General features: G+C 41.8%; 15 protein-coding genes. 7 read left to right on the forward strand and 8 right to left on the reverse strand.

Features of this window, described 5'->3' with window-relative positions; genetic code table 11:
- The first annotated feature begins 19 nt into the window (after nucleotides 1-19).
- A complete protein-coding gene (locus ACQY4U_RS16090; protein ID WP_428330466.1) occupies nucleotides 20-811 on the forward strand; it encodes a succinate dehydrogenase/fumarate reductase iron-sulfur subunit in 792 nt (263 codons plus the stop codon).
- A 388-nt stretch (nucleotides 812-1,199) separates the two neighbouring features.
- Nucleotides 1,200-2,561 (forward strand): sensor histidine kinase, encoded by a 1,362-nt coding sequence (locus ACQY4U_RS16095; protein ID WP_428330467.1) that lies wholly within the window; start codon nucleotides 1,200-1,202, stop codon nucleotides 2,559-2,561.
- A 99-nt stretch (nucleotides 2,562-2,660) separates the two neighbouring features.
- Here ACQY4U_RS16095 and ACQY4U_RS16100 read toward each other — a convergent pair whose 3' ends face one another.
- The 3 genes from ACQY4U_RS16100 to ACQY4U_RS16110 all read right to left on the reverse strand — a co-directional run bounded on the left by ACQY4U_RS16100 (nucleotide 2,661) and on the right by ACQY4U_RS16110 (nucleotide 4,570).
- On the reverse strand, nucleotides 2,661-3,227 hold the full coding sequence (locus tag ACQY4U_RS16100) for a hypothetical protein (RefSeq protein WP_428330468.1): 567 nt from the start codon (nucleotides 3,225-3,227) through the stop codon (nucleotides 2,661-2,663).
- Nucleotides 3,228-3,266: 39 nt separating this feature from the next.
- Nucleotides 3,267-3,572, reverse strand: coding sequence for a hypothetical protein (locus ACQY4U_RS16105; protein WP_428330469.1), 306 nt, complete (start codon nucleotides 3,570-3,572; stop codon nucleotides 3,267-3,269).
- Between the two features lie 125 nt (nucleotides 3,573-3,697).
- The gene (locus tag ACQY4U_RS16110; RefSeq protein ID WP_428330470.1) at nucleotides 3,698-4,570 is read right to left on the reverse strand and encodes a PfkB family carbohydrate kinase; all 873 of its coding nucleotides are present in this window, start codon (nucleotides 4,568-4,570) and stop codon (nucleotides 3,698-3,700) included.
- 1,076 nt (nucleotides 4,571-5,646) lie between these two features.
- Between ACQY4U_RS16110 and ACQY4U_RS16115 the strand changes: the two genes are divergently transcribed.
- From ACQY4U_RS16115 to ACQY4U_RS16130, 4 genes are all read left to right on the forward strand, one after another.
- The gene (locus ACQY4U_RS16115) at nucleotides 5,647-6,048 is read left to right on the forward strand and encodes a putative quinol monooxygenase (RefSeq protein ID WP_428330471.1); all 402 of its coding nucleotides are present in this window, start codon (nucleotides 5,647-5,649) and stop codon (nucleotides 6,046-6,048) included.
- 346 nt (nucleotides 6,049-6,394) lie between these two features.
- A complete protein-coding gene (locus ACQY4U_RS16120) occupies nucleotides 6,395-7,843 on the forward strand; it encodes a circularly permuted type 2 ATP-grasp protein (protein ID WP_428330472.1) in 1,449 nt (482 codons plus the stop codon).
- A gap of 95 nt (nucleotides 7,844-7,938) precedes the next feature.
- Nucleotides 7,939-8,874 carry an alpha-E domain-containing protein gene (locus ACQY4U_RS16125; protein WP_428330473.1) on the forward strand — a complete coding sequence of 312 codons (936 nt, stop codon included), beginning with the start codon at nucleotides 7,939-7,941 and terminating at the stop codon, nucleotides 8,872-8,874.
- A 75-nt stretch (nucleotides 8,875-8,949) separates the two neighbouring features.
- A complete protein-coding gene (locus ACQY4U_RS16130) occupies nucleotides 8,950-9,921 on the forward strand; it encodes a transglutaminase family protein (protein WP_428330474.1) in 972 nt (323 codons plus the stop codon).
- A gap of 146 nt (nucleotides 9,922-10,067) precedes the next feature.
- On the opposite strand, the gene ACQY4U_RS16135 is transcribed toward ACQY4U_RS16130, so the two are convergent.
- The 4 genes from ACQY4U_RS16135 to ACQY4U_RS16150 all read right to left on the reverse strand — a co-directional run bounded on the left by ACQY4U_RS16135 (nucleotide 10,068) and on the right by ACQY4U_RS16150 (nucleotide 16,701).
- Nucleotides 10,068-12,614 carry a TonB-dependent receptor domain-containing protein gene (locus tag ACQY4U_RS16135; protein ID WP_428330475.1) on the reverse strand — a complete coding sequence of 849 codons (2,547 nt, stop codon included), beginning with the start codon at nucleotides 12,612-12,614 and terminating at the stop codon, nucleotides 10,068-10,070.
- A 96-nt stretch (nucleotides 12,615-12,710) separates the two neighbouring features.
- Nucleotides 12,711-13,229, reverse strand: coding sequence for a hypothetical protein (locus ACQY4U_RS16140; protein WP_428330476.1), 519 nt, complete (start codon nucleotides 13,227-13,229; stop codon nucleotides 12,711-12,713).
- A gap of 13 nt (nucleotides 13,230-13,242) precedes the next feature.
- On the reverse strand, nucleotides 13,243-14,259 hold the full coding sequence (locus tag ACQY4U_RS16145) for a Gfo/Idh/MocA family oxidoreductase (protein WP_428330477.1): 1,017 nt from the start codon (nucleotides 14,257-14,259) through the stop codon (nucleotides 13,243-13,245).
- A 21-nt stretch (nucleotides 14,260-14,280) separates the two neighbouring features.
- A complete protein-coding gene (locus ACQY4U_RS16150; protein WP_428330478.1) occupies nucleotides 14,281-16,701 on the reverse strand; it encodes a zinc-dependent metalloprotease in 2,421 nt (806 codons plus the stop codon).
- Nucleotides 16,702-16,890: 189 nt separating this feature from the next.
- Here ACQY4U_RS16150 and ACQY4U_RS16155 point away from each other — a divergent pair, with 189 nt between their 5' ends.
- A complete protein-coding gene (locus tag ACQY4U_RS16155) occupies nucleotides 16,891-17,310 on the forward strand; it encodes a response regulator (RefSeq protein WP_428330479.1) in 420 nt (139 codons plus the stop codon).
- Here ACQY4U_RS16155 and ACQY4U_RS16160 read toward each other — a convergent pair.
- Complete coding sequence (locus ACQY4U_RS16160) at nucleotides 17,307-18,077, reverse strand: MBL fold metallo-hydrolase (protein ID WP_428330480.1); 771 nt, start codon at nucleotides 18,075-18,077, stop codon at nucleotides 17,307-17,309. The genes ACQY4U_RS16155 and ACQY4U_RS16160 overlap by 4 nt on opposite strands.
- Between the last annotated feature and the right edge of the window lie 16 nt (nucleotides 18,078-18,093).

Below are 18,093 nucleotides of genomic sequence, written 5' to 3' on the forward strand. Positions count from 1 at the left end.
AGACTCAAGACTTAAAAACATGAGTAACGGAAATATGAACCTGACGCTGAAAGTATGGCGCCAAAAGAACGCAGAAACAAAGGGATCATTTGTAACTTATAAGGCCGAATCAATTTCGCCTGATATGTCATTCCTTGAAATGCTTGATGTGGTAAATGAAAGCCTGATCCTTAAAGGAGATGAGCCTATCAATTTTGATCATGACTGCCGCGAAGGTATTTGCGGTATGTGCTCGTTATATATCAATGGTCAGCCGCATGGCCCTAAAAATGCCATCACTACCTGCCAGCTGCACATGCGTACCTTTCACGATGGCGAGATCATTGTGATTGAACCATGGCGTGCAGCAGCATTCCCGGTGGTAAAGGATTTAGCGGTTGATCGTTCAGCCTTTGACAGGATCCAGCATGCAGGCGGGTTTGTTTCGGTTAATACCGGCGTAACCATTGATGCCAATGCCATTCCTATCCCAAAGGTAATTGCCGATGAGGCCTTTAATTCTGCTACCTGTATTGGTTGCGGTGCCTGTGTTGCCGCTTGCAAAAATGCATCGGCAATGTTGTTTGTATCAGCTAAAGTAACCCAGTTAGGTATGTTACCGCAGGGCCAGCCAGAGCGTTACAGCCGCGTACAGGCAATGGTTGCCCAAATGGACGAGGAAGGTTTTGGTAACTGTACCAATACCGGTGCCTGCGAGGCCGAATGCCCTAAAGAGATTAAAATGACTAATATTTCCCGCATGAATAATGACTACTTCAGTGCAAAATTATTCAGGGAAGAAGCCACGCACGAACACGCATCCGGCGAATAAAGAGAAAAATTGTTTAATCTGTAAAGGGCCTGGAAAGAAATTTTCAGGCCCTTTTTTTATTGCTGAAAACCAGGTTTGTTTATAAAGATTTTTATTAATTAAAAGTTAAAAATAGCTTTGCTTTAAATGAAACATAGTATTAATCGTCAGCGTATAAGATAATAATTGAAGCCTAAATTTTATCAGCCTTAAAAATCTAATAATTATGACTATGTGGGTTGTAATGAATAGATTTTTTTATTAATGTGGGGCGTTTGACTTGATGAAATAACCATAACAAAAATTATTCATAATAGTTAATTCTATTAAGTTGAAAAATAGACTAAATAATTTAATCACGAGGCTCGGATTATTAAAGAAACGGCGAGCGCTTGTTTTGCTATTAATAGTGGTATTTGCATCTGCCATTATCATAGTGATGAATTATTATACCATCAGGATACTGTCGGCAACACGATCCTACATCAATGGCGAATCACAATACTCGAAAGGCCAAAAGGATGCTTCCGCATACCTCATCAATTATATTTATTTAGAAAACGAAGCGGATTATATTGCTTTTAAACGGAGCATCAGCATACCCGAGGGTGATCATATTGCCAGGATAGCTTTGTCTGCAGGTTCGCTGCCCGATAATAAAAAAATAGCCGCCAGGGGATTTTTGCAGGGAAAAAATCATCCTGAAGATATTGATGACCTGATATGGCTTTTCAGCAGCTTTCAGCACTTGAGCATGCTCGAAAAAGTAATAGGGATCTGGAAATCGGGCGATGATGGTATCAATAACCTGCACCAGCTGGGCGTACTGGCCCGGCAAAAAATTACGGCGGGTAAGATCTCAGCCGATGAAAAGAAAGCTTTGATTTTAGCTATCAGTGATATTTCTGCCGATCTGACCATCAAAGAGCAGGCATTTTCGGATTCGCTGGGCGTTATTTGCCGGGAAATTAACCTGTACATTTTTATTGCCAACGTTTTAATAATTTTGGTGATTGTGGTCAGCTCATTAGCTTACGCGGTTATCATGATCACGAACCTGGCTAACTCCAAAAAGAAAATAGTTGAACAAAACGACAGCCTGCAAGCCATAAATGCCGGGCTCGATAAATTTGTATTTAACCTTACCCACGATCTCCGTTCGCCCTTGGTGTCGCTTGTTGGTTTGATTGATGTGATAGTGGAAGAAACCGATGTGGAACAGATTAAAACCTATACTTTATTAATGAAGGATAGCCTGGTAAAGCAAGACCTGTTTATTAACGAAATGATGGCATTTATAAAAAGCAAAGATCTGGGCTTTATTAAAAAGGAGTGCAGTCTGGCTGTTATTGTTGATAATGTGATAACACAAAATCATTACAGGAACGACGGGAAAAAAATTCAGTTTTATAAAGAGGTTGAACTAAATAATATTGATGGCGATGCACTTAAATTACAGGTGGTATTAAATAACCTGGTATCAAACTCCATAAAATACAGCGATGCTAAAAAGGAAAGCCAGTGGGTTAAAGTAAAAACCTACCAGCTTAAAAACGATGCCGTAATTGAGGTTGAAGATAATGGCTTAGGGATCCGCCAAAAAGATCAGGAACGTATTTTTGATAAGTTTTACCTGTCGGGTAATAATAAGCGCAGCTCCGGTATCGGCCTTTATCTGGTTAAGGATGCCGTAACACAGATGAGCGGGCGTATAGAGGTAAACTCCGAGTTAGGTTTGTACAGCAAATTTATCATAAGCATACCTATTTAATGGGCTTGCTTACAACTGTTAAACTATCCCATCAGCATCAATAAAAAACCCCGGCCCCAATAAAGGGAACCGGGGCCTACTTATGAAAACAACAGATTTTTAGTGAACAACAATTGCTTTAATAAAAGCTCCGGTAGCGCTAAATTCAATTACATATTTTGTGCTGTTTGCCGTAATTAATACTGCATAGCCCTGTACAGTACTGCTAAAGCTTAATGAATAAGCCTTATCAAACACATAAGCCGGGTAAGTAGCAGTTAAATAGGTTGATATAGCAGCTAACAGGTTAGCCTGTGTTACAGCAGTTACCGTTCCGCCATGCTGTTCTAACTGGTTGCGTTTAATTAATTTACCTTTAGCAGTAATAGCTGTGGCGTACAATACTTTGTTCTTGCTGATCAACACGTAGGTTGAGTCGGGCGTTATGGAAGCATGCAGCAAGGTGTCGGTAGGATAAGCGGTACTGAAAAATGTGGTAACAGCAGCTGGAAGCGCAGTTAGTGCAACGGTATCTTTATGCATACCACCACGGTCGTTAAAAGGGCCGCCCGGGTGCCAGCCTCTTCCGTCCAGATCAGCGCCAGCCCTTTGCTCTAATACACTTACAAATACACCGGCAGCTGTAAATTTGAGGCCAATGAAGTTGCTGTTGTATTTAATAATCACAATATAATTGGTAACTACATTAACACTATCGGTTATTTTTTAAGCTTTTGCAAAAGTATAGCCTGCATAGTTAGCAGTTAAATAAGTGCCGATAGCAGTAGGCAAAGCATTTGACGCAACCGTATCCTTTTTTGAATGCCTGGAAAAGCAGTTAACCATGTATAGGGTATCTTTGCTGCTGGTTGAGGTAGATGCAAGTGTGGTAATGGCAATGGTTCCTGTTGAGGCCAGGGTAGCTGTAGTGGTGGTTTTAGAACTTGTTGAGGCAGCATCCTTTTTACATGAGGTAAAGATGCTGATCAGCAGGAGTAAAGCCAGTGAGGGGTAAATAACTTTCATTTTCATTTTCTTTTAATTTAGTTGGTTACAGAACATTTTAGCATTATGCTATTATAAATGTAGCGCTGTATCCAATAAAGGAAAATGATGTATCGATGAATGGTGCTGATTTGCCGATTAACCTTTAACTTTTATTGCTGTTGAGCCATAAACTGCATGACATCATCAGCTGTGCCGCTAAAAGGACCCGGCGAAGCTGTTTTAAGGCCAGCCATAGCCGCCGCAAATTCGCCCGATCGCTGAATGTTCGCGCCTTTAATCCGCTGGTATAGATAGCCTGCCATATAAGTATCGCCGCAACCGGTTGCATCCACAATAACAGCAGGGCTGTAAGCCGGGATAGTGTAAAAAATATTGTCGCAGTAAATTAATGAGCCCTTACTGCCATTGGTTATCACCACTTCTTTCACACCCCAGCTTGTTAAAAGTTTGGCACCTTGTTTTATATCACTTAACCCGGTTAGGGCTTGCAGTTCGGCCTCATCAGCCTTTACAATATCAATATATTGCAGGGCTTCCTGTTTGGCTGGCCAGTCGGTTGGGTAAACCTTTTGATTTTCGAGCTTGCGTAAATAACCCTGTACATCTAAACTAATGCGCCCTTTTTTTGATAAGGATCTGATCAAGTCTTTCGAAATATCATCGGCTAACAGTGGCCCCAGGTGAAATATTTTTGCATCCACATCAAGCAATTGCTCCATAGTAAAAGCATCTGCCTTAGCCAAAACGTTCTGTGTGCGATGGTCCTGGTCCTCAGCATAAATATTCTCAAAGTAAACGGTATGGGCACTTGGCTGTACTTTTACGCTGATGCCTTTGTTTTGCAGGTCGGCCACATAATTCATCTCGGAGGCTGCAAGCGCAGTAACCAAAAGATAATCAACATCCAACCCGCTAACCGCGTACGAAAAATAATACGCCGTGCCACCCGCCATGTGCATAACCGCATGGGTAGTTACTACTTTATCAGATGTGATGTGACCTATGCAACAAATATCAACCATGTTTAATAATAAAAGCAGCAAGATAAGGATTTGGGGGTTATTGCTTGGTGGAAAAAAGTTTTTTAAGCGCTGGCCCAGTGCGATTTCTTTCCTCGGGAAGGTGAAGGTAGGGGTTCTATTTAATATACTTTGCAGTAACTGACATCATCGTTCCGCTCATAGCCGCGGGGGCTTAGTCACTTTTTCCTTAGATGAAAAAGTAACCAACGAAATCAAGTCAGAAAAAAGCCTCCCCGCTGCAAGCCATACTCCCAGGCCCGCTCTTTCTGACAGGCCTTTGCCCGCTTTTTATTTGTGATTAAGTTTGTTTTTAAAGTCCTCTCCTTTGGAGAGGATTTAGGTGAGGCCTTTCAAAAGCACGGCCTTGTGCGATTTCTTTCCTCGGGAAAGTGAAGGTAGGGGTTCTATTGAATATACGTTGCAGTAACTGACATCATCGTCCCGCTCATAGCCGCGGAGGCTTAGTTACTTTCCCTTAGATGGAAAGTAACCAAAGATCAAGTCAGAAAAAAGCTTCCCCGCTGCAGGCCGTACGCCCTGGCCCGCTTTTCTGACAGGCCTTTGCCCGCTTTTTATTTGATTGGTTTAATTAAGTTTTGTGCTTATTTTCAAAAGCATTGGGTTGGGGGTATCCAACATGGTTTTCAAGTCCTCTCCTTTGGAGAGGATTTAGGTGAGGCTTTTTCTTCAGCAGATCAGCTTCAGCCGAAATCAGGCAAAAAATGAAGGCCTTGAGGGGAGGCGGAGGCATATTAAATTCCGTTCATAATCTCGTAAACAATTAATCTCATGATTCGTCTCTTATTAGGCGTAATTCTTATAGTGGCTTTCTCGTTTACACAAAGTGACGAATTATTGATTAAAATCATAATATTGTATATTAGCTAAAAAGTAAAGTAGAAGAAATGCTGACAACAGTTTCTTCTTAAATTGTAACTTAATATTATAGCAGAACGAAAAGAACCCTAAAGAAGCATCAACCATCTTTCAAAGCATATGAAAGCCAGGGTTAGTAAAACAGTCACTGAGAAGGAAAAATAGAAAAAAAAGAAAGAAGCGAAACCAAAACCTAAAAAATGAAATTGGCCAACCACAAAACTATAATATATATGGTTTACGCTATATTAACCGTATTAATCTTAAACACAAAAAGCATGGCACAGGATAGTAAAGTTTACAGAATTGCCAAAATACAGGTTGATTCTATGCAATTAGATAAATACAAAACTGCATTAAACGAACAAATGAGCACGGCTATTGCGGTTGAACCGGGAGTGTTAAGCTATTATGCTGTGTCTGATAAAAAGGTACCATCACATATAACTATATTTGAGATTTATGCCAGTAACGCTGCGTATAATTATCATATACAAACCGCTCATTTTAAAAAGTATAAAGAAACCGTTAAAAACATGGTTAAATCATTACAACTCGAAGACGTTAACATAATACTATCTTCAAAAAAACCGGGTTTGTAATTACCCTTAATTGTCTACATTTATATAGTCTACTATCAAGACAAAAAGTGCCCCCTCCCCGCGGCACGTGAGCGGTACGATGCTCTTTATTTAGACTTCGCTACTTCACCCAAACAATGCTTAAATTTGTTAAAGCACTTTCAAATCGGAGTTTACTATTCATACTGATTTTTAAATTTCAACGGATTATTAATGGTTGTAATTATGATTTTTAACATTAACGTTACTTTGTATTAAAAAATCATCAAAATAATTGCACAATAATTCGCTTTTATATAAAAACACTTCATAAATTACGGTTTTTAAAAGTAACTGGTTATCATATTTTTATTTAGGGTTCAATATTATGCAGGAATCAGCTTATTTTGATAAATACAGCCCAATTAGCGGCGTTTGGGATGAAATGTATGGCCAAAATGCCGACGTTAGAGAGCATTATCGTAAAGTAATAGAATATATTTCGAGAGAATCGCCAGATGATCTCAATAAAAAAGAAGAATTGGCAAAGCGCCTTTTCATGAGCCAGGGTATCACCTTTACCGTATACAACAGCGGCGAGGGCATTGAAAAGATCTTCCCGTTTGATATTATTCCCCGTATTATTACTGCCGATGAATGGGCATTTGTGGAGAAAGGTATCAAGCAGCGGTTAACAGCACTAAACCTTTTTTTAAAGGATGTTTATCATAACCAGTTTATTATTAAGGATGGTATTGTACCGATAGATATTATCTATTCGTGCCCGCATTTTTTACGCGAGATGTACCAGTTACAGGTACCGTATGATATTTACGTACACATTTCGGGGATCGACCTGATCCGCGATTTTGATGGTACTTTTTATGTGCTGGAGGATAACCTGCGTACCCCATCGGGCGTAAGCTATATGCTCGAGAACCGCGAAATAACCAAACGCCTGTTTCCTGATCTGCTGCCGCAATGCGGAGTGCGTAGTGTTACAGAGTATCCTAATATTTTATATAAAAACTTACTGGCTATATCGCCAAGGCAAATCAATAACCCAACAATCGTACTGCTTAGTCCGGGTATATATAATTCGGCTTATTTTGAGCATACTACACTTGCCCGCCTTATGGGGGTTGAGCTTGTTGAGGGGCGCGACTTGGTGGTTAATAACCATAAGGTTTATATGAAAACCACTACAGGCTTGCAGCAGGTAGATGTGATCTATCGCCGGGTTGATGATGAGTACCTTGATCCGCTGGTTTTCAATCCATCGAGTATGTTAGGTGTGGCCGGTATAATGGGTGCTTACCGTAAAGGCAACGTAGCCATAGTAAATGCCATTGGTACAGGTGTTGCAGATGATAAGGCTGTTTATGTTTACGTGCCGGATATGATCCGCTATTATTTAAACGAGGAGCCGATACTTAAAAATGTACCTACCATGCAGTTGGGTAACCCTGATGAGCGTGCGCATGTTTTTGAGAACATTAATAAAATGGTGATCAAAAAAACCAATGGCAGCGGCGGCTACGGAATGCTGATGGGGCATGCTGCAACAGAAAAAGAAATTGAAGATTACAAGATTGAAATATTAAAAGATCCGCGTAATTTTATTGCACAACCCACCATAAGCCTTTCGGCTGCTCCGTGTTATATGCAGGGCGCCTTACAGCCCCGCCGTATTGATCTGCGGCCATACGCTTTGTATGGGCCAGGAGGGATAGAAATAGTTCCTGGCGGCTTAACACGGGTTGCACTTAAAGATGGTTCGCTGGTGGTTAACAGTTCGCAGGGTGGAGGTAGTAAAGATACCTGGGTACTGGCATAAGGGATATTAGAAATAAGAATCGGTAACTATGGACCCGGAGGTATTGTAAAATACATCCGTGGTCAGAAATCTAAAATCCTAAATAAAAAGGAAATATGTTAAGCAGGGTAGCAGCAAGTTTTTATTGGTTAAGCAGGTATATTGAGCGTAGCGATGGTATGCTGCGCATGCTGAAAATTAATTATGCCTCATCGCAGGATACGGTACAGGAGTTTACCTGGGAACCGGTAGTTAGGATCTTCGCCGGATCAGACGAGGAAGAAACCGAGAAGCTGGATAACGATAGCCGTGCTGTTTTAAAGCACATGGTTACCGGGAAAAACAATGCCAATTCTATTTTAAACATTATTACCCTTGCCCGAGAAAACGCAAGGGGCGTACAGGAGCATATCCCCAAAGATCTTTGGCAATGCCTTAATGAGTATTACCATACCGTAAAAGATCCACGCCTTGAAAAGGCCCTGCAGCGTGAAGACCCTATAAGCGTGCTTGATGTTTTAATAAAGCAGGTAATGCTTTACTACGGCACCAGCGAGATAACAATGGAGCGTGGCGAAGGGCGCAGCTTTATGAATATTGGTAAATACCTGGAAAGAGCTATCCAGTCGGTTGATATATTGGATACCAAGTTTGGTTCGGTTGATGATAACCCCGATCTGCTAACCGATACCAGCTATTGGAAACACCTGCTGCTATCGTTAGGCGGATATGAGCTTTATCTTAAAACTTACCGAGAGGGTTTTGAGGCCTCAAATATATTGGAGCAGGTGGTTTTAAACAATGATTTCCCGCGCTCGGTTATCTACTCGGTAAACAATATACAGCGGTATTTTGACAGGCTGAAAAGCAACAGCAACCTGGAAGATTTCAGGGAGCTCTCATTTCAGATTGGGCGTTTGCAAAGCCGCATTAAGTACAGTTCGGTTAAAAGTATTGAGCAGGATGGCCTGCATTTATACCTGACACAGATACGGAATGAGCTTTATGGCATAGCCAACGCACTAAATGAGCATTACTTTGCAAATTCATAATTGAGCCGGAATACCAAACAGAACGATTGAGGAAGCTGTTTATACCGGGGATTAATTTTACTTTAATACAATACAATGCCAGAATTTGAAATTCAACATATTACCAGGTACATTTATGAGGGCCCTGCCCGCGATAGTGCCAACCAGATAATTCTATTTCCTATAAAGGATCAGTATCAGGATGTGGTAAAGCAGGAGCTAACCATTACAGGCAATCCGCAGGTTGATATTCACGTTGATTATTATGGTAACGAGGTAGGTAGCTTTACTTACAGCGTTCCGCATACGGTATTAACCATTAACTCAAAACTATGGGTAACAACCAGGCACCGCCCGCTGCCGGTTAGTGATATATTTCCGGAGCAGCAATGGGAAGACCTCAAAAACCTTCAGTTTATAGTGCCTTATATCGACTTTTTAAAGCAGGAGTATTTTGAAGGTATTGATGAATTAAGGGCAGTTGTTCAACAAGAGCGTTTAAAAGACAATACCCCATACCATGTTGCCGTGCGCTTTTGCCAGTATGTATATGATAACTTTACCTACATAAAGGGTGTTACTACTGTTGAAACAAAACTGGATGAGATCTGGAAGCTAAAGGCTGGCGTTTGCCAGGATTTTGCCCATATCTTAATGGAAATGCTGCGCATGGTACAAATACCTGCCCGCTATGTGAGCGGTTACATTTGCACCAGCAAAAACGATATGCGTGGCGAGGGTGCCACCCATGCCTGGACAGAAGCATTTATTCCTGATTTTGGCTGGCTGGGAATTGATCCAACCAATAACTGTATAGCTAACGAAACCCACGTGCGTTTGGCTGTTGGGCGTAATTTTTCTGATTGCTCACCTGTTAAAGGCGTTTATAAAGGCTCATCAAACCACCGGTTAGAAGTTGCAGTATCTGTTGATGACGATAACGTTTTAAACAATAACGATACAACCATTAGCGACGCCCCTTTAGTAAACGTAATTACTGATTCCACTAAAAACAGTTATCAGCGTTATATGGCAATAGTTCAGCAACAACAACAGCAGCAACAATAGTCATTTCCTAATGCATAATCAGTTCCCCCGGGTTTCCAGCTCGTTGTAAACATCGCCCAAGCTTTCAGCTTAACTGAAATATCAGCATAAAAAAAAGACCCGCTAAATCAGCAGGTCTTTTTTCATTTATAGGTAGATGGTGTTTATTATCCTTTAGGTTTTGCACCTGGCTGCACGCCCGCGCCGCCCCCGGTTTGGCCGCCTTGCAAGCCGCCGCCATCATCAGGGCTGCCATTATCCTGATCCTGCTGGTCTTTATTCTTGCTCTTGGCCTTTTGTCCAAATCCGTTATTACCAAAACGGTATGATAGAGTAAGCAAAGCCGTACGTGTAGCAAACCGGCGTTGAGATACCTGGGTTGAGGTAAAGTAAGGTGTTGAGTAGCTAATGTCAGACTCATACTTGCGGGTATTAAAAATATCGCGTACGTTGCCGCTGATATTAAGCGTTTTGGTAATATCATATTTTACACCACCATCAACCCCGTACATGGCCTTCATTTTTCCCTGCGGAATTACCTGCGGACCTGAATAATCTCCTCTGATCTGGAAGCCTAATTTTTTGGCAGGTTTAATGTTTGCCGTTAGGTTACCATTCCAGGCATAGCCCGATGTGGTTGCCAGGTTAAAGGCAGCATCACCATCAATATGACGGTAGTAGATATTTACGTTTGCGGTAAAATCAACCATAGGGGTAGGGCTTACCTTGGCAATCAACTCGTAACCCGCGTTTGAAGCGCTCTTGATATTCTGAAACTGGGTTAAAGTAGTGTCCAGGTTGGTGGGTGTAAGCGGGGTGGTAATTTGCTGTATATTTTGATTGGTTAACCTGTAGTAAATTGATGAGGTTAAGGTAACCGTTTTCCAGTAATTAATATAGCTCAGCTCAAAAGAGTGGGTATCCTCAGGTTTCAGGTCCGGGTTACCTTGCGAGTAGTTAAGCTTGTTGCTTTCGTCAATAAAAGGTGATAGCTGCCTGTCTCGCGGGCGGGTTACCCTGCGGCTATAGCTCAATTGCAGGGTTTGATTCTCTGATAGTTTCTCGGTTAAAAAAACACTTGGGTAAACCCTGAAATAATCCTGTTTATGAGGGGTGGTAACACTATCAACCAAAGATGTACGTATGTGCGCATCTTCCAGCCTTAACCCAGCCTGTATACCAAATTTGCCAAACTGGTGCTGGTAATTGGTATATAACGCATTCACATTTTCTTTATAAATAAAACGGTTCGACAGGAAGGGATTAAAATCAAAATTACCATCGCCGCTATTAAGCGTATCAACTACGTAGTTGTTATCGCTGTTGTTAATGGTGCTTCTAAAACCCATTTCTAATTTGCCATCTTTTAAAGGTTTGGTATAATCAGCCTGAAAGTTCCAGTTATGGTTACGGCCCACGGTAGTATTGTTTTGTACCGAGTTTACATAAAGTGGCAGGCTGTAATAATAGTAGGCGTTATTTAAATCGTCAAAGTTATGGTTCTTGTCAATGCTGTAGCCTACGTTAGCAGTCAGCTCTTCGCCTTTGGTTTTAAATTTATGGTCGAAATCTAAATTAAAATCAAGGTTGGTACCGCTTCCGGTCGAAATGTTATTTTGATCAATCCGTTGTAGCAGGCTCCCATTTTGATTAATAAGGGTTGATCCGGTCTGGTCACGGTCGCGGTCGCGGATATTGATGTTGTTTGAGAAACCGATGGTGGTTTTAGGACTGATATTAAAATCAATACCACTGCGGATATTTTGACCGGTAAAGGTAAATTTTTGATCAGCCAACTGGTTTTGGGTTTGATCGGTACCATCTGTTGCATCGGTAGTTTTATCAGTAAAGCCATTGCCAATACGTGTGCCTTTGCGGTAGCTGTAGTTGGAGTAAACGTTTATTTTACTGTTCTGATAAGCCAAACTAAAGTTGCCATTATAGGTATTTTGAGTACCCACAGATGCCGAAGCCGAGCCTGTAAAGCCTTTTTGTACATTCTTTTTCAGTACGATGTTGATAATGCCCGACTGACCCTCGGCATCGTATTTTGAGGATGGGTTGGTAATAACCTCAATGGTTTCGATAGAGCTGGCAGGGATAGACTGCAAAATATCGGTAATGTTACCGCCTGTTAATGCCGATGGCTTGCCATTAATTAACACCCTTACATTGCTTGAGCCACGCAGGCTAAGGTTACCGTCCACATCCACTTGTACTGATGGAACGTTGCTTAACAAGTCGGTAGCGGAGCCACCCTGGCTCACCAAGCTTTGGTCAACATTAAATGATTTTTTATCAATACCTAACTGGATCTGGCTTTTTTGTGCTGTAATAACCACCTCTTTCAACAAACCCTTACCCTGGCGAAGTTTAATATTGCCCAGGTTTATGGTTTTTTTAGTTGAGGTAATGTTCAGGGTATCCTTTATATAAGTTAAATAGCTTACATAAGTAGCGCGCAAAATATAGGTGCCATTTTCAATGCCGGTAAGTTTAAAATTACCCTGCAAATCGGTTTGCAGGCTGGTAACGGGTTTATTATCGGCTTTTTTTACTAATGATATAGTGGCCAGCTCAATAGGCTGGTTGTTTGCGGCATCAACTAATTTACCGGTAATGGTACCACCCGAAGGCGCTTGTTGTGCGTTAACGTTTAGAAATGAGAGGAAAACAATCGAAAAAAAGAGTGCTTTTGTTAAAGTAGACTTCATGCCGCAAAAATCACCTTTTTTGATTTTATACGGCACAAAGCCTTGTAACTTTGTTGATAAGGAAGACCCCTATTTTGGTAATTTTTCTATTACGTACTATAATTTTTTAATCTCGGCAACCAATTCTTCCGGTTTTGGAGGAGTAGTGTAATAGTGTACCGGCTTGCCAATTTTATCATAAATAGCAATATATGGCGTAGTGGCTATGTGGTAATATTGCTGTACATTGTACGTATAACCTTCGGTACCCACTGTCCAGTTAGGATATTTTTTAAGTTCAAAATCGCGGTAAAAAACCTGCGAAGCTTTTAAAGGTTCGGCAAAAGTTACCATTATTACCTGTATGTTTTTAAACGATTTCATATAAGGTTTTAATTCATACATCAGGTGCTGGCAATGGCTGCAATCCGGCGAAAAATAGATGATCATCACCGCTTTATCCTTTTTAAGGTTAGCAGGGGTCATGTATACACTATCGGTAGTTAATATTTTAAAAGGTGCTATGGCAGGTTTTGGCGTAAAAGTTTGGGCATGTATACAACCCGATGCGATGATCAGGCTAAAGAAAAACAATAATTTTTTCATGGTTTTTAATTGCAGATTTAACAATGGCATAGTTACGTTATTTTTATTTTTCAAGCAATTCCAATTGCCAGGCAACATGCTCTTCCGTTACCGGGTATAACGCATTATTGCGGATGGTATGATACACAGCATCAAATATACCATTGTAATTACCTTTTGGTGGCGTTATCCACTCAATATTCTTTTTATTATCAAGGCCCATAAGCACCAGCTTGCCTTCACTTCCTTCGGGTTCAATGCCGTAAGCGGCATCGGTTGGCGGCATGCCGCTATCTAACTGGGCTTCCTGTACATCGCTGCGCTCTTTCACAAAGCTGCCTAAAGTGCCATGCACCACAAAGCCTGGCAAGGCTTCGGCAATGAGCAGGCACGATGTTAAATAAACATTTAACTGGTTGGGATAGCTCAGGTGGTAGTTAAAATAATCGGCCACTTCCGATCCTTCTCTATGGATGGCCGTTGTTTTGCTGAATTTTAACGGCTTGCCAAATAACGCAATGATATTATCAATCAGGTGCGGGCCCAGGTCATATACCAAACCGTTTGCAGGCGTGCTTTTGGTTTCTTTAAATACTTTAGGGCTTAATGTTGTCTTATACCTGTCAAACCGCATGTGTATTTCTATCAGCTCGCCAAGGCGGCCGCTTTCAATAATGTCTTTTACTAACAAAAAGCCACTATCATACCGGCGGTTTTGATAAAGCATCAGGTGCAGGTTTTTCTGCGAAGCCAGATCGAACATTGTTTTTACTTCGGCGCTGGTAGCAGCGGCAGGTTTTTCGAGCAGTACGTGTTTGCCGGCATTAAGTGCCCGTATGGTAAAATCAAAGTGGGTGTTATTGGGCGTGTTGATAATAACCAACTCGATTTCATCATCATTTAATAACTCATCAATTGAATTATAGCTGATTACATCCGGGTAGCGTAACGCAGCTTTTTTTTCTTTACGCTCAACCACGGCTTTAAATTTAAAACCGGGATTGGTGGTTAAAAACGGCGCATGAAATATCCTTCCCGACATTCCGTAGGCCATTAAACCTGTTATAATTGGAGTTGACATAAATTTTTATTATATAAATAGCTAATTACCTATCGGGCTGCCATCGGGCATATCCAATATGGCTGCAGGTTTAAATTTCCCGGGGTTCTTTTCAAATTCATTGATCTGCGACAACCCGAATAAAATATTGGCCTTTTGGTTAGCTGTTGTTTTAGTAACGGTGATGCTCATCCATTTTTTAAGGTCGCTTACTTCCAGCAAAACAATACCCCTTACACTTTCAGGTGCCTGCTCATTGGCAGCCAGGGTTAACAAATGCTTTAAGGTTAAATTGTTCATCAGGCGTTGTAATTCGCCTTTGTAACCGGCTTGCTGCGGGGCTTTCCAGGTTTGGGCTATCAGCTTATCCAGCACAGGGATCAATCCCGGTTGGCTGTTATCTCTTGATTGATATTCAACCAGCCTTGCCGTACGCGCCGGGTTCAGCATAAATTCAAGCGTCGTACCCGCGGCAGATTCGGCAGCAGCCATTGGATCAAAAGTTAAACCGGTGCGCGATTTAAACAGCTCCCTGGTAAGCGGGTAACCATCAGGGCGCGGCGGGATTTTTTCAAGCAGTTTTTCGGGCAAAGCCAGCGTAGCCGGGCTAATGGTTAACATCAGCGCATTAAAAGCTTTCCATTGCTCAGCCGGGGGTATAAACCGGGTAACAGGCTGTCCGTCGTTTTTTATAGCGTAGGTATAATATAAGCCACCTAACATTTTTGAGGCAGCCTCAACCTGGTAACGGTGCAGCAGGTATATGGGTACCAAAGCTTCTTCAATAGTAGCCATTGGTGCATCCTGCCTTATTGCTTTTTCCGAGAAGTTATCCAGCAAATGCCTGCGGATGTCCAGCAGCCTGTTTAGTTCGTCAGCGGCATTATTGCCGCTATCCCAAAGGTGTGCAAGTGGATGTGCGCCGCTTGCCGGGCGGGCATCCTCGTCGGTAATAAAAACCTGCCCTTGTTTTAGCGTTTCGGTAAGGATGCCTTTCAGGGCCTGGTCTTCATTTGTTCCTGCCGGGAAATCCTGGTAGCCAAATAATATGGCGCGTTTATCCCAGGTGCCAATTTCAGTAGTATAGGCATCGCTGATATCAATGCTGCCATCAGTTTTCATGCTGAATGATGGTGGCGGATAATCCATTACGGATGCGCGGTTATTGGTACTGGCCGCAAAATTATGCTGCAGGCCTAAGGTGTGCCCAACCTCGTGTGCGGCAAGCTGATGCAAACGCGCAAGGGCAAGTTTCAGCATTTTATCGCTGGTGGGTTTTCCATCTTCGTAAGGTTGTAAAAGGCCTTCGGCAATTAAAAAGTCCTGCCTGTCGCGTAACGAACCTAATGATACCTGGCCCTTAATGATCTCACCGGTACGCGGATCATTGATCGATGCCCCGTAAGACCATCCCCGGGTTGAACGGTGCACCCATTGGATAATGTTATAACGAATATCCATCGGGTCGGCATCCTCGGGCAATAACTTTACCTGGAAAGCATTTTTATAACCAGCAGCTTCAAATGCCTGGTTCCACCATGCGGCACCCTCCATCAGCGCGGTACGCACAGGTTCAGGAGCGCCACGGTCTACATAATATACAATGGGTTTAACCGCTTCGCTCATTGCAGCATTAGGATCTTTTTTTTGCAGGCGATGCCGGGTAATCAAACGCTTTACAATGGGCTGATCAATAGGCGTGGCATAATCCATAAAATCAAGATCATAAAATCCCGAACGCGGATCAAATTTGCGCGGCTTATAATTATCATCGGGCAGCTTAATAAATGATTGGTGCATCCGGACCGTCACCGCATTCGGATCAGGCGTAACGGAACTGATCTCGGCACCTTTTGCCTTACCGGCTAAAGTTATGGTAGCCTCAAACTCCGAATTTTCGGGAAAGCTTTTGGTATTTGGCAGGTATACAGCCGAACGTGATTCATCTAAATTAAAATTACCCTGGTCGTTGCTGCCCAGTCGGTCGGCAAGGTGATGGCTGTCGTGCAATAAAAAAGGAGTAAGGTCAATCAAAATCCTGTCACCTTCCTGTGCCTCGGCCTTAAAACCCCAAATAACCGATTGGGCAAAGGCTTCCTCTACAGATTTGCGCTCGTCGGCATTATCGCTTACTGCCCGGTAAGCATAATTGGGCTGCATTAAAAGTATTTTAGGGCCGCTTTTAATAAACTTTACAATGCGGCTGTCGCCAATTTGGCCGCGGTCTAAACCCAGGTCGTTTGAACCAACGCCGGCAGGCAGGGAGTTAACATACAAAAATTCGGTATTGAGCTTGTCTACTTCTAAAAGTACGCGCCCGGTTTTTTCATCCCAGTAAAAATTAAAATAACCCGTGTATTTGGTAAAGCCTTGTGTTTTTGATTCAATCTCGCCAGCCTTTTGAGCTTTTAGGGTGAGCGATATATTAAGTAACATTAAAAACAGCAGGTAAATTTTTTTCATGTGGGATTTTTGGAATGTTCAGCCTAAAATATTACTTTTAATCAATATTAACCAATTAAATGAGGGTTGGACTAATATTCCTCATTAGCAACACCTTCTATTTTTAGCCAATTCTTTTTAATTTATTCTCGAAAGGTGTAAAACCTTTTTAATTTTTGTTCCGTATAAGGCATATCATAAATTATATATATGAATTTTAATAGCAGATCCGTTAGTGTATTACTTGTTGATGATGATGAAATAAACAACTTCATTTCCATCAAATTAATAAAGAAAGCTTTATTGAACACTGAGATCATGGCTTGCCTTAACGGTAAGTTTGCTATTGATCAACTGGTTGAAATACAGCGTAAAGACCCCGCCAAACTGCCCGATTATATATTGTTGGACATTAATATGCCCATTATGAACGGCTGGGAGTTTTTAGACGAATACAAGCGCCTTAACATTGACCCGCTGGGTAAATGTAAGATCTATATTATCTCATCATCTGTATTCAGTAACGATATTAACAAAGCACGCTCATACCCGCTGGTTAAGGATTTTATCTCAAAACCACTTAACGTTGAAAAAATTGTTGAACTTTTCAGGGTTGAAGATACTGCTTAAACAGGCAGCACCTGGAAATGATCATCGTGGTAAGTTACCTTACCTACACTCATAGTTTTAGCATGGTAAAATAAGCTGGTCCAACTTTGGTTTGCTGCTATTTTACCATACTTTTCCCTTAGCTGCATAGCTTTGCGGCCATCAAAATCATACTTAGCTACAAACTTTCTGATCAGTTGTTCTGGTTCTGGCAGTTCATCGCCGCCAAAAAAACATCTTTCGCCGCCGCTTTCAATCCAAATCACCTGGTGATAAGGCGAGTGCCCGCCTGAATGTTCATACCTGATACCCGGCTTAAATTCGCCGCTGCCCTCAACAAAAGTAATATTGATATTATGCTGCAAGGCCTCAAAAATTTCTTTATGATAGGATGATGAAGCGCCGGATATGGCAGTTTCCCATTCGTTTTTTTGAATAACATGCTCCGCCAGCGGAAAGCTGGGTATTAATTTACCATTGCGCTCAACCACCAACCCGCCCGAATGGTCATAATGCAGGTGCGACATTATCACTAAACTAACCTCATCAGGATCAAAGCCCGCATTGCGAATATGCTGGTGGATGAACAATTCGTCGCGGGTATCTTTATAGCCAAGCCCGGTATCCAGCAAAATAAGGTCGGTATCCGTTTGTACTAAAAAGGGGTTAACGTGGATAAATAAAGATGCAGGCCTGTCTTTAGGGCTATCTGTCTCAGGGTTAAAGGGAATGAATTTTTTGGTGGCATCAACAGAATAAGATCCCTCTCCCAAAGCAAAAATTTTCATTTATATTTACTTTTTT

The sequence above is a fragment of the Mucilaginibacter sp. genome (assembly GCF_965277465.1).
Taxonomy (GTDB): domain Bacteria; phylum Bacteroidota; class Bacteroidia; order Sphingobacteriales; family Sphingobacteriaceae; genus Mucilaginibacter.